10 protein-coding genes and 1 rRNA gene are annotated in these 12,179 nt (G+C 70.4%); 10 read left to right on the forward strand and 1 reads right to left on the reverse strand.

The genetic code is table 11. The features are described 5' to 3' along the window. Positions 1–176 precede the first annotated feature (176 nt). A complete protein-coding gene (locus tag IFT82_RS15765) occupies positions 177–1,259 on the reverse strand; it encodes a winged helix-turn-helix domain-containing protein (RefSeq protein ID WP_192128532.1) in 1,083 nt (360 codons plus the stop codon). Positions 1,260–1,371: 112 nt separating this feature from the next. Here IFT82_RS15765 and IFT82_RS15770 point away from each other — a divergent pair, with 112 nt between their 5' ends. The 10 genes from IFT82_RS15770 to IFT82_RS15815 all read left to right on the forward strand — a co-directional run. Beyond that, on the forward strand, positions 1,372–1,938 hold the full coding sequence (locus tag IFT82_RS15770; RefSeq protein WP_192128534.1) for a hypothetical protein: 567 nt from the start codon (positions 1,372–1,374) through the stop codon (positions 1,936–1,938). Between the two features lie 165 nt (positions 1,939–2,103). Beyond that, on the forward strand, positions 2,104–2,604 hold the full coding sequence (locus tag IFT82_RS15775) for a hypothetical protein (RefSeq protein WP_192128536.1): 501 nt from the start codon (positions 2,104–2,106) through the stop codon (positions 2,602–2,604). Between the two features lie 111 nt (positions 2,605–2,715). After that, the gene (locus IFT82_RS15780) at positions 2,716–5,574 is read left to right on the forward strand and encodes a DUF2339 domain-containing protein (protein WP_192128537.1); all 2,859 of its coding nucleotides are present in this window, start codon (positions 2,716–2,718) and stop codon (positions 5,572–5,574) included. Next, the gene (locus tag IFT82_RS15785) at positions 5,571–6,905 is read left to right on the forward strand and encodes a DUF3999 family protein (RefSeq protein ID WP_192128539.1); all 1,335 of its coding nucleotides are present in this window, start codon (positions 5,571–5,573) and stop codon (positions 6,903–6,905) included. The genes IFT82_RS15780 and IFT82_RS15785 overlap by 4 nt, the downstream gene beginning before the upstream one ends. Positions 6,906–6,969: 64 nt before the next feature. Next, positions 6,970–7,533, forward strand: a complete 564-nt coding sequence (locus IFT82_RS15790; protein ID WP_192128541.1) for a DUF3601 domain-containing protein — start codon at positions 6,970–6,972, stop codon at positions 7,531–7,533. Between the two features lie 119 nt (positions 7,534–7,652). Next, the gene (locus IFT82_RS15795; RefSeq protein ID WP_192128543.1) at positions 7,653–8,597 is read left to right on the forward strand and encodes a galactosyltransferase-related protein; all 945 of its coding nucleotides are present in this window, start codon (positions 7,653–7,655) and stop codon (positions 8,595–8,597) included. Beyond that, a complete protein-coding gene (locus IFT82_RS15800) occupies positions 8,594–9,670 on the forward strand; it encodes a glycosyltransferase (RefSeq protein WP_192128545.1) in 1,077 nt (358 codons plus the stop codon). Before IFT82_RS15795 ends, IFT82_RS15800 begins: the two co-directional genes overlap by 4 nt. After that, positions 9,667–10,569: a polysaccharide pyruvyl transferase family protein gene (locus IFT82_RS15805; protein ID WP_244646832.1), complete on the forward strand. Its 903-nt coding sequence runs from the start codon at positions 9,667–9,669 to the stop codon at positions 10,567–10,569. Before IFT82_RS15800 ends, IFT82_RS15805 begins: the two co-directional genes overlap by 4 nt. Further along, the gene (locus IFT82_RS15810) at positions 10,566–11,555 is read left to right on the forward strand and encodes a glycosyltransferase (protein WP_192128547.1); all 990 of its coding nucleotides are present in this window, start codon (positions 10,566–10,568) and stop codon (positions 11,553–11,555) included. The genes IFT82_RS15805 and IFT82_RS15810 overlap by 4 nt, the downstream gene beginning before the upstream one ends. Positions 11,556–11,870: 315 nt before the next feature. Then, positions 11,871–12,179, forward strand: a 16S ribosomal RNA gene (locus tag IFT82_RS15815); the annotation flags it as partial.

Raw genomic sequence — 12,179 nt, forward strand, 5'->3', positions numbered from 1 at the left:
AAAGTGAAAGCCGGATCGAAAAGCCCCGTCACCCCGGGCTTCTCCCGGAGGGTTACAGTGTGGCGACAGCCAACGGTACCGCCCGCAGGCCGCAGGCGCCGGTGGATAAGACGACCTTGTTCTGGAAAGGAACGTGCGCCTCATACGAGACGCTCCGTGTCTCTGCGCGAGCAACCTTACTTCGCCGCCAGCGTCCGCTGCGTCATCATCATCGCCCCGACGATGCATCCGGCGAACAGCGCGCCCTCCATCATGCCGGTGGCGAAACGGGTGACGGGGCCGAAACCGGCCTCCCCGAACAGGTGCCCCATCCGGTCGAGCTGCAGGCGCGAGGCCGGAAAGCTGCGCGCCAGCGCGTCGAGGCTGCCGCCCATCATCCGCCCGCCGAGCAGCAGGATCAGCAGCGCGCCCGCCCCGCCGCTGGCGGCCGCGCAGGCGATCCCGTGACGGGGCGAGGGAGTGCGCCCCGCCAGCCATGCGCCCAGCCCAACCGCGCCCCCCAGCACCAGTCCCTCGGGCGCACCGGTGATGTCGTCGGGCGCATGGCCGAGCAGCAGGTTGAACGCGTCCAGCCCGAGCAGTTTGACGATCCCCCCCACCGCGAAGCCGCCCAGCGCGCCCCCCGCGATGCGCCACGCGCGCGCGCCGGCGACCCGCGAGGCGGCAATCCCGGCGCTGACCCCGGCCCCGCCGACCACCGCGGCCACCACCGTCAGCCACAACAGGACGAGCAGGACGGAGGCGCCGCCTGCCCCGGCTCCCTGCCCAGTTCCCTGCGTCGCCATGATCGAGCCGTAGAACAGTCCCCCGACGATACCCGCCACCCCGGCCCCCAGCGTGCCCGCGCCGCCCAGCATCAGGGCATCGTGCAGGTTGTCGGTCGGGGCATGGGCCGGCGGTGCGGGCGGACTGGCGGGTTCGTCATCGGCCGGCAGGGTCGCGGCGCGGGTGACGGTGGCGACGAAGCGATAGCCATGTTTCGGGACGGTGACGATGAACCGGGGCCGCGCGGCATCGTCGCCGAGCTGGCGGCGCAACGTCCTGATGCACTGGGTCAGCGCCTCGTCGGTGACGGGGACGCCGTGCCACACCTCGCCCAGGAAACGGTCCTTGGTCACCAGCGTGCCGGCCTCCGTCACCAGCAGGATCAGCGCGTCGAGGTAACGGGGGCTGAGGTCCACCGCGATCCCGTCGCGCCGCAACAGGCGGTTGTCCGCATCCAGGGTGAAGCGGTCGAACAGATAGCCGTCGCCTGTCATGTACTGGCTGTCACTTGCTGTCTGTCACTTTTCAGCAAATCCTCATCGATCGCTCATGCCGCTCACCCCGCGACCGGGCAGGGAACGGCCTTCGCACCATGGAGGCAAGCCGATGACGAAGGAAGTGACGGAAGGCAAAGGAGGCTGCAACCCGTGGCGGATCGCGGGCTGGGGACTGGCGGCGACATTGTGGCTGATCCCGCTGGCGACGATGCGGATCACCGATGCGGTGAACTGGACGGCCTTCGATTTCGTGTTTGCCGCGGTGATGATCGGGGGTGTCGGGATCGCGTTCGAACTGGCGGTTCGGACGACGCGCAACCTGGCCTATCGCGCCGGCAGCGGGCTGGCGCTGGTGACCGCCTTCCTGCTGATATGGATCAACGCCGCGGTGGGCATCATCGGCGACGAGGGCAACCCGCTCAACCTGCTGTACGGCGCGGTGCTGGCAACCGCGCTGGCCGGCGCAATCGGCGCACGTTTCCAGGCCCGGGGCATGGCCCGCGCGATGACCGCGGCTGCGATCGTGCAGGCGCTGGTTGGGGGCGTCGCGGTCGTCGCCGGCGGCAGCGCGCCGCCCGGCCCGACCGGCCAGATCGTGCTCAACGGCCTGTTCGTGCTGCTGTTCGCCGGCGCCGCGCTGCTGTTCGCCCGCGCGGCCGGAACCGCTGATGGATGACACGAAGCCATATGCCTGTCGGATCGTCGACATGTATGCCGTACGATGGCCTTTCGTCACCACGCCCTGATCCCGTAGAGCTTGTCCCACCGGACACAGGCGCATGCAGGAAGGTGCCGATGATCCGGACCAACGGGAAAGCACGGACGGGGCATGAAACGGGGCATGAAGAAGCGTGGCCCATCCCCGCAGCGCCGCGATGACCGCCGCCGTCGTCGATCCTCCGTCCCCGGCGCGGTCGCCGGGGCGGCGGGGTTTGCCTGGCAGGAATGGCTGGTCGGGATCGGCGCGCTGGCGATCGGCATCGGGGCTGGCCTGTTCGGCCTGTCGGACCTGTCCGTCTGGGTCGACGCCATGCGCCGCGATGCCCCCGTCATCCGGACGGGCAGCATGATGTTCGCGCTGCCCCTGTTCGGGATCGGTTTCCTGTCGTTGAGTGCGCTCGCGCCGCTATCGCGCCTCGGTGCCGCGCGGCGGGAGCGGTGGACGGGGGCCGCGTTCGGGCTGTTCCTGGCATCGGTCGTCATCGGGATGTTGCTGATGATCGCCGGGCCGTTCGTGATCGGTGCCGTCATGACGCGCCATCACTACGCCTGCCAGACCAGGGCGGGGTTCCGGACGGTGTATGTGACATGGGCGTATGACGGGCGGCCGTGCCCGGCATGACGGTCGATCCTGCGGGGGGAAGGGGTAACGGATCGACAGCCGGCCGTGATCTGCGCCATGCTGCCCCCGCGTGTCGCGACAGGGGATCGCGCGACAGGGGATCGAACGCTGATGATATTGTGGTCGGCGTTGTTGGCGGCGCTCGTCGGGTGGGTGCTGGTCGGATACAGTGAGCATGGACTGATTCTAGGTGGGATCGTCGGTGCGCTGGTCGGCTGGGCCGGCCGCAGGATGATCCGGATGGAGGTCGCGACGGCGACTGCGCCGCTGCAGGCGCAGATCGACCTGCTGGCCACCCGCCTGCACGAACGGGGGGAAAGCATGCCAGCCCCCGTACCGGTGCCGGCCCCCGCGTCAGCGCCGGCGGAGCCCGTCGTCGCGCCGGTCGATCCCTTCCCGGACGAGGAGGAGCCGGGGCGGATGGTCGGGTTCGATCCCGCGGTGTGGCGCGCACCCCCCGGCACCCCCGCACCTGCACCCGCCACGCCAGCGCCGGTGGAGCCGGCCCCCGCCGCGCCGGCCGAACCGGGCCTGGTCGAGGCGGCGATCGCGCGGGCGCGGGATTGGCTGCTGGGCGGCAACACCATCGTCCGGCTCGGGCTGGTCGTCCTGTTCGTGGGCCTGTCGTTCCTGGCCAGCTATGCCGCCGCGGCGGGGCTGTTCCCGATCGAGTTCCGGCTGGCGGTGGTCGCCGCGATCGGCGTCGCGCTGCTCGTCACTGGGTTCCGCACGCGGACCGGCCGGCCGGGGTTCGGGCTGGCGCTGCAGGGCGGCGGGGTTGCGATCCTCTACCTCACCTTATTCGCCGCGGCGAAGTTGTACGACACGGTGCCGGTCGGCGCGGCGTTCGCGCTGATGATCGTGGTGTGCGCGGCCGGCTGCGCGCTGGCGCTGCTGCAACGGTCGCAGGCACTGGCGCTGACCGCCTTCGCGGGCGGGTTCGCGGTGCCGCTGCTGCTGTCGGACGGCACCGGCGACGTCGTCGGCCTGTTCGCCTATTACACGCTGCTGAACCTCGCGATCCTGTTCATCGCGGGCCGGCGGTCGTGGCGGCTGCTCAACCTGCTGGGCTTCGTCGCGACGTTCGGCGTCATGACCCTGTGGGAGGCGGCGTCCTATCAACCGGCCGATTTCGCGGCGGGGCAGGTGTTCCTGATCGTCTGGGTCCTGATCTACGTCGCGACGGGCATGATGCAGGCGCGCGCGACGCCGGGCCGGTTCGGCAACGTGGTCGATACGACCCTGTCGTTCGGGCCGGCGCTGGCGGGGTTCGGGTTGCAGGTCGGGCTGGTCCATGACCGTCCGTTCGGCAGCGCCTTCGCCGCGCTGGGGTTCGCCGCGCTTTATCTGGGGATCGCCGCGTTCACGATGCACCGGCGTCGCGACGAACTGCGGGTGATGAACGAGACGATGCTGGCGATCGGCATCGGCTTCGTCACGCTGGCGGTGCCGCTGGCGCTGGGCGCGCGCTGGACCTCGGCGGTCTGGGCGCTGGAGGGGGCCGGCGCGGTCTGGGTCGGGATGCGGCAGGCGCGCTGGATGCCGCGGCTGTTCGGCCTGTTGCTCCAGTCGATCGCGGCGCTGCTGTGCCTGATTGCCCTCAATGTCGCGCCGTTGGCCGGTGCCGGGTTTGTCGGCCCGGTGCTGATCGCGCTGGCGCTGGGCATCACCGCCTGGTGGCTGCGCACGCCGCTGCCGCACAGCGGATCGCGGTTCGCGCGCGGCTATGCCCGGATCGAAGCGGTGCTGGGCGATCCGGCCTTTCTGGTGGCGTTCGGCTTCTGGTGGCTCGCCTGGGCGGTCGAGGCCGGGCGGTACCTGCCCCCGGTCGAGCGCGGCGGGATGCCGGTGCCGGTCTTCGCGGGGGCGACGCGCGCGCTGCTGATGATGCTCGCCTATGTCGGCAGTGCGTGGGGGGCACAGGCGATCGGCCGTCGCCTGCGCTGGCCGGTCGCGGGCTGGCCCGCCCGGGCGACGCTGATCGCGCTGGCCTTGGGGTTCGTGGCGGAGAGGGCGGCCGGCTCGCATGTCCTGTCCGCCCCCGACTGGGCGATCTGGGCGGTGTCGATCGCGCTCCATCTGCACATGCTCCACCGGATCGATCGCGACGGCGACGCGGCCGGGCGGCAGCCGATGGTGCGCGCCGCCCATGCCGGCGGGGTGTGGCTGGGCGGGGCGCTGGCGATCGACAGCGTGCTGTTCGTCCTCGAACAGACCGGCCTGTCGACACGGGGCGCATGGGAAGAGGCGGCGCTGCTGACCACGGTCGCCGCGATCCTCGCCGGGCTGACGCGGTGGACGCGTGGCGCCTTGCAGGGGCGCGGCACTCCCCGCTGGCCGCTGGCACGGCACGAAGCCGATTATGGCTGGTACGCGGCGTTGCCGGTCGCGGCGCTGCTGGTGCCGGCGATGCTGCTGGTCGCGCTGTTCTCGTCCGGTTCGGCGGACCCCTTGCCCTATGTCCCGCTGCTCAACCCCGCCGACCTGTCGGTCGCGCTGGCGCTGGCGACGCTGGAATGGTGGCGGCGGGCGATCGGGGCGGCGAACCTGCCGAACCCCGGTGCCGCAGCCCTTGGCGGCCGGGCGGCGCGCGGCATGATCGCGTGGCTGGCGTTCGTGGCGGTCAATACGGTGTGGCTGCGCATCGCCCACCATCTGCTGGGGGTGGCGTGGAATCCGGGGGCGCTGCTGTCCAGCTTCGTGGTGCAGACCGGCCTTGCGATCCTGTGGACGCTGGTCGCGCTGGCGCTGATGGTGGTGGCGCATCGCCGGATGCGGCGGACCTTGTGGCTGATCGGCGCGGCGTTGCTGGGGCTGACGGTCGTCAAGCTGCTGCTGATCGACATGAACGGCAGCGGCGGGGGCGCGCGGATCGTCGCCTTCATCGTCGTCGGGTTGCTGATGCTGGTCGTCGGCTATCTCGCGCCGCTGCCGCCCAGGCCGCAAGCCGTCAAGGGGGAGGGACGATGAGGCGGCTGATGCTGGCGGCCGTCCTGCTCGTCGCGGCCGCCCCGGCGGGCAGGGATGGCGATCCGGGCGCCTATGCTGTCCGCATTGCCGTGACGGCGGACGGCGATGCGCCGGTGCAGCGGCTGGCGCTGCCCCCGGCTGCGCTGGCCGCGGTGCAGACGCCGGGTCTTGCCGATATCCGCCTGTTCGACGCGCGGGGCCGCGCGATGCCGATCGCCCGCCTCTCCGCCACGCCGGCGGAACGCCGCGACACGCTGGCGGCGATGCCGATCCTGGGGGCGGCCGACGCGTTCAGGGTCAGCGGCCTGTCGCTGCGGATCGACCGGGCCGGGGATGCACGGATCGCCCGCGTCGACGGCACGATCGCCCCCGGCACCGACGGATCGGTACTGCTCGGCACCCTGCTCGACACGCGCGCCGTGACGGGCGAGGCGCGCGCGCTGACGCTCGATGCCGATATGCCCGCGGGCCAGCCGGTGACCTTCACCGTCGAGGCGAGCCGCGACCTGTCGGACTGGCGGCCGCTGGGGCGGAAGACCGTCTATCGCGCCGCCACCGATACTGCGCGCAATGCGACGATCGCGCTGGAAGATGCCGGCTTGTCCGGCGATTATCTGCGCGTGACGTGGCGGCTGGCGTCGCGGCCGCTGTCGCCGATCGCGGTACGCGGGGCGACGTTGCGCAGCCGGCCGGCCGCGTCCGTCGCGCTGGCATGGGTGACGGCGCGACTACCACCGGGCGGGGATGCGCGCACCATCGACGTCGCGACCCCGTTCGCCCTGCCGATCGCGGCGCTGCGGCTCGTGCCGGCGGGGGACGACATGCTCGTCCCCGTCCGCATCCTCGGCCGCGACGATGCGGAACAGCCATGGACCCTGCTTGGCGAAGGCGTCGCGGCGCGGACGGGAGAGGACATCGCGTTGACCGGTGGCCCGTACCGGCTGCTGCGGATAGCGGCCGATCCCGGCTCGTCGGGCTTTTCCGCGTCGCCGGGGGTGCGGATCGGTTTCGTGCCGCACGACCTGATGTTCCTGACGGCCGGGCGCGCGCCGTTCACGCTGGCGGTCGGCCGGGCGGGGGCGCGCGATGCCTATCTGCCCGTGGCCGCGTTGATGACGCAGGCGGCCGGCCGGCCCGTCGGCATCGCGCAGGCCGGCGCCCCGCCCGCAAGCGTGACGCTGGCCGAGGCCGGCGACACCGGCCGCGATATGCGCCGGACGATACTGTGGCTGATCCTGCTGGGGGCGACCGCGCTGCTCGCCGGGCTGGCGTGGCTGCTGTGGCGGCGACGGTTGCCGGACGGTGAGGCGGCGCCGGTCGACCGGCCATAGGGGACGGATGATGTTCGGATGGTGGCGACGGCGTCGCAAGGCCCCGGCAAGACCCGGACCGTTCATGCATCTGACGCCCGGCCAACGATACCGCGTCGTGTGCGCCTTCGTCGACCATGACGGCATCGTGCATTCCGTCGGCGAGACATGGCGGTTCCTGCGATCGGATTTCCTGCCCTATGAGGATGGGCTGTCGCTGTTCGTCGCGATGCCCGGCGGGGCGGAACGGCAGATACGCCTGCAATGGCGGCCCGAGGCGGAGGGACCGGTCATCGACGCGCTTGACCGGCATGTGCTGCCGGTATCGGCCGGGCCGGGCGACCATGCGTTGCTCCTGACCCGCGACAGCATCGGGCTGGCGGACGATGTCCGGTCACCCCATCATTTCCTGCTGGAGATCGCCGGCGATGCCGATGCGGTCATGGTGGCGGAGGCGATCCTCGCCGCTGGTTATCCGGCGCGGTCGGGTCGTCGCCCCACATGGTCGTTCGACTGGGCCGGGGCGGGTGTCCTGCTGGGCTATCGCGACGACAGGCCGTTCGTGGCGCCGCAGGGATCGGCACCCCCCGCCGGGCGGGCATCGGATGTCGATCGCCTGCACCTGACCTGGCTGGGCGGGGCCGCCTGACGCACGGGAGCCAAAACCCGGCGCGGACGTTTCGGCTAGATAACGGAAAACAGGGGAAACGGTGGCGGCACCGTGGCCGGCCGTCTTCCGTATTCCTTCCTGCCGGAGCGTGCCCGCCGATGACTTCCGTATCCGCCCCCGTATCCGTCGTGACGCTGGCCGGGGGCCGGCCCGACCATCTGCGCAACGTCGTGGCGGGGCTGGGGCGGCAGACGCGATTGCCCGTCGAACTGATCGTCGCGGTGATGCAGGACGAAACCTACGACCTGCCCGACGCGCCGTTTCCGGTGCGGCAGATGATGATCGCGACCGACGCCGGCCTGCCGCTGGCGACCGCGCGCAACGCCGCGGCGAAGGCGGCGGCGGGGGAGGTGCTCGTCTTCCTCGACATGGACTGCATCCCGACGCCGACGCTGGTCGCCGATTACGCGACCGCGCTCGGCGAACTGGACGGGTTGCTGATGGGCGAGGTGATGTACCTGCCGGGCGGGGCGACAGCCGGTGAAGATGGCGCCGGCGACTGGAGCTACGAGGATTTCGCGGCGGTCGCGGTGCGCCATTCCGACCGGCAGGGCCCGCCCGCGCACGGGATCGAGCGGTGCGGCGACTATCGCTGCTTCTGGTCGCTCAACTTCGCGATGCGCCGCGCCACCTTCCTCGCCAGCGGCGGATTCGACGAACGCTATGTCGGCTATGGCGGCGAGGATACCGATTTCGGCAAGACGATCGCGGAGGCGGGTATCCCGATCGCGTGGATCAGGGGCGGGCTCGCCTATCACCAGTATCACCCGCACCACATGCCCCCCGTCCATCACCTCGACAGCGTGGTGCGCAATGCCGAACTGTTCGAGAGCAAATGGGGTTATCGGACCATGGATCACTGGCTCCATGCGTTCGCCCTGATGGGGTTGATCGATGCCGCGCCCGGCCGGCCGATCCGCATCCTGCGCCGCCCCGACGACGCCGATCGCGCGCTGACCGGGCAGCAGCGGCATCAGCCCTATGCCAATACCGCCAGCATCATCCGCATCCTGGAAGCGCGCCCCGTCATGGAGAAGGCGTGAGGATCGCGCTGCTCGCGCATGTCCGCCAGCGGATCGCCCCGCCGTTCATGGGCGGCATGGAATCGCACAGCTGGTATCTGGCGGAAGGCTTGCAGGCGCGCGGGCACGAGGTGGTGCTGTTTGCCGCGGGGGACAGCGACCCGCGCTTCGCGATCGATCCCGTCGTGCCCGAGCATTACGAACGCACCTTCCCCTGGGCGGAGCATCGCGGCTCCGCGCCACTGATCGCGCATCTCGACGCCGGTTACGCCGCGGCGTGCGACCGGATCGCGGCCGGCGGCTTCGACGTGGTCCACAACAACAGCCTGCACCGCTTCGCGATCGAGCCGCGCCGGACCGCGCTGGTGCCGACCGTCACCTCGCTGCACGTGCCGCCCTATGACGCGCTGCACTGGTTCGTGCGGGCGAGCGCGACGCCGGGGCACCGGCTGACCGTCACCTCCGCGCGGCAGATGGCGGCATGGTGGCCGGAGGGGGCGCCGGCACAGGCATCGGTGCTGCACAACGGCATCGATTCCGCCGCCTGGCCCTTCACGCCGGCGGGCGACGGCAGCGCGGTGTGGTGCGGGCGGATCACCCCCAACAAGGGCACGCATCTGGCGATCGACGCGGCGCGGGCGGCGGGCGTGCCGCTCACCCTGTTCGGACAGATCGAGGACCCGGATTACTGGGCGGCCGAGGTCGCGCCGCGGCTGGGCGGGGCGATGCGCTATGGCGGCCATCTGGACGGCGCGGCACTGGCAGCCGAGCTGGGTCGCGCCTCGGTCTTCCTGTTCACGCCCTGCTGGGACGAGCCGTTCGGGCTGGTCGCGATCGAGGCGATGGCCTGTGGCCTGCCGGTGGCCGCGTTCGACCGGGGCGCCGCGCGCGAGGTGATCGGGGAGGCCGGATGCTTCGCCCCGCCCGACGACGCGGCCGGGCTGGCGGCCGCGATCGGCGCAGCGCTGGCGATCCCGCGCACCGTGGCGCGGCAGCGGGTGGAGCGGCTGTTCACCCGCGACCGCTGGCTGGACGGGTGCGAGACGCTCTACGCCGCGGCCCGCGCCGATACACCGATGCCGGCCGCGGCATGACGACGATGGCGGACGCGATCGCGATCGCGACGCAGCGGGCGGCGCTGCTCGCCCTGTATCGCCGGCATGTCGGGCCGGGGCAGGCCTATGCGCTGCTCGACTTCCCCGATCACGCCAATGTCGGCGACAGCGCTATCTGGCTGGGCGAACTGGCGATGTTGCGCGAGGTGACCGGCCGCGATCCCGATCACGTCGCCACCTGGGACGGTTTCGACGCAGCGACGTTCCGGCGCGATTGCCCGGGCGGCGTGGTCTTCCTGCATGGCGGCGGCAATCTCGGCGACATCTGGCCGCATCACCAGCTGTTCCGGGAACGTGTTTTGCGTGACGTTCGTGAATTTCGGGTGGTGCAACTGCCGCAGTCGATCCACTTCCGCGACCCCGCGCGGATCGTGCCGTTCGTGGACGCGGTGGCGGCGCATCCCGACTTTCACCTCTATGTCCGCGATCGGCGAAGCCTCGACTGGGCGACGGCGCACCTCGCCTGTCCGGTCGATCTCGCGCCCGATTCCGCCTTTGCGCTGGGGCCGCAGGCACGACGCGGGACGGCCGATTGCGACCTGCTGATGCTGCTGCGCACCGATGACGAGCGGGTGGCGGGGATCGCGGCGGACCGGCCCGGCGCGGTGGTGGTCGACTGGCTGGCGGACGACATCGTCCCCGTCGCCCCGCCCGGCGAGACGCAGGCTGCGGCTTGTGAGCGGATGGCGACCGCGCGGGTCGAGCGTGGACTGCGCCTGTTGTCGCGGGGACGCGAGATCGTGACCGACCGGCTGCACGGGCATATCCTGGCGATGCTGCTGGGCATCCCGCACACCGCACTCGACAATGATTACGGCAAGCTGTCCGCCTATATCGGCTGCTGGACGGCGGGGTGCGCCGGGGTCAGCACCGCGTGATCGACATCAGCCTGATCCTGTGCACGCGCGACCGCTGCGCCAGGCTGGATGTGACCCTGGCCTCGATCACCCGCGCGGTGGCGGCCGCGCCGGGACTGGCGGTGGAGGCGGTGATCGTCGACAACGGCTCGACCGATGCGACCCCGGCCCGGCTGGCGGCATGGCGCGCGGACCAGTCCTTCCCGGTCGTGCTGCTGAACGAGCCGCGCCCGGGCCTGTCGCGGGCGCGCAACCGGGGCCTGGCCGCGGCGCGGGGGCGGATCGTCGCGATGACCGATGACGACTGCGTGCTCCATGCCGACCATCTGGCCGGGCTGGCCGCCTGTTTCGCCGAGGTGGCGGGGCCGGCCATCATCGGCGGGCGCATCCTGCCGGGCGATCCCGCCGACCTGCCGGTGACGGTGAAGCTGGAGGATCATCCGATGATCGCCGCGCCCCGTGCCTTCCCCGGCGGGTTCGTGATGGGCGCGAATCTGGCCTTCACTGCCGATGTCGTCACCCGGATCGGCCCGTTCGACGAGCGGTTCGGTGCCGGCGCCCCCTTCGTCGCGGCGGAGGATACCGACTTCCTGTTCCGCGCATTGGGGCACGATATCCCCGTGCGCTACGACCCGCGTTTCACGGTCGATCATCATCACGGACGCCGGGACGAGGCGACGGTCGCCCGGCTGCTGGCCGGCTACAGCTTTGGCGACGGTGCGCTCTATGCCAAACATCGGCGTGATCCCCGGATACGCAAGGCGATCGGGCAGGACCTGCGCGACCTGTGGCTGGATATCGCCGATCCGGTGCCGCCATGCGGGGGTATCCGCCGCTTCTACCTGTTCCGCCTGCGTCACAAGCTGGCGGGGTTCCGGGCGTATCTATGGACCGGATGGCGCAGGGCACGGTCCGGGACCCGTTCTGACGGGCGTGAGGCGCTAAAAACGGCATCCTGTCAAAAAAACGCAAAAAATGTTGTTGACGCCCGCAGCGCGCTTCCCTAGTTACAGCGAACCGCAGCGGCGGCCTTCGTGGCTCGTTTCGCAGCGGTCGCAAAAAACCAGATGCCTTGTGCGACCTGAGAGGGGAGCTGGAGGGCGTTTCAGTTTTTGTTCTTTGACATTGTTGATTTAGATGAAGGGACATGTGGGCGGCGGCCTGCGGGATGTCTGGCGTTATCAAGGCGTCGGATGTGTCGTAAGCACTAAGCTGTTCTCACAGGTCCTTCACGTATCCATACGTAATAGATTTTGTGCAGAGCGGCTCCTTGAGATGTCTGCGCTGTCCTGGCGATTCCAGTTGGGATGGTGTGGTAGCATAAACTTGAGAGTTTGATCATGGCTCAGAACGAACGCTGGCGGCATGCCTAACACATGCAAGTCGAACGATTGCCTTCGGGTGATAGTGGCGCACGGGTGCGTAACGCGTGGGAATCTGCCCCTTGGTTCGGAATAACAGCTAGAAATGGCTGCTAATACCGGATGACGACGTAAGTCCAAAGATTTATCGCCGAGGGATGAGCCCGCGTAAGATTAGGTAGTTGGTGTGGTAAAGGCGCACCAAGCCGACGATCTTTAGCTGGTCTGAGAGGATGATCAGCCACACTGGGACTGAGACACGGCCCAGAC

Source organism: Sphingomonas sp. CFBP 8760, assembly GCF_014841615.1.
Classification (GTDB): domain Bacteria; phylum Pseudomonadota; class Alphaproteobacteria; order Sphingomonadales; family Sphingomonadaceae; genus Sphingomonas.

What these genes read in the sequence shown, in the direction of transcription:
- IFT82_RS15790 (WP_192128541.1), top strand. Translation starts at nt 6,970, where the DNA reads ATGCATCTGACGCCCGGCCAACGATACCGCGTCGTGTGCGCCTTCGTC.
- IFT82_RS15775 (WP_192128536.1), top strand. Translation starts at nt 2,104, where the DNA reads ATGAAGAAGCGTGGCCCATCCCCGCAGCGCCGCGATGACCGCCGCCGT.
- IFT82_RS15765 (WP_192128532.1), bottom strand. Translation starts at nt 1,259, where the DNA reads ATGACAGGCGACGGCTATCTGTTCGACCGCTTCACCCTGGATGCGGAC.
- IFT82_RS15770 (WP_192128534.1), top strand. Translation starts at nt 1,372, where the DNA reads ATGACGAAGGAAGTGACGGAAGGCAAAGGAGGCTGCAACCCGTGGCGG.
- IFT82_RS15785 (WP_192128539.1), top strand. Translation starts at nt 5,571, where the DNA reads ATGAGGCGGCTGATGCTGGCGGCCGTCCTGCTCGTCGCGGCCGCCCCG.
- IFT82_RS15795 (WP_192128543.1), top strand. Translation starts at nt 7,653, where the DNA reads ATGACTTCCGTATCCGCCCCCGTATCCGTCGTGACGCTGGCCGGGGGC.
- IFT82_RS15780 (WP_192128537.1), top strand. Translation starts at nt 2,716, where the DNA reads ATGATATTGTGGTCGGCGTTGTTGGCGGCGCTCGTCGGGTGGGTGCTG.
- IFT82_RS15805 (WP_244646832.1), top strand. Translation starts at nt 9,667, where the DNA reads ATGACGACGATGGCGGACGCGATCGCGATCGCGACGCAGCGGGCGGCG.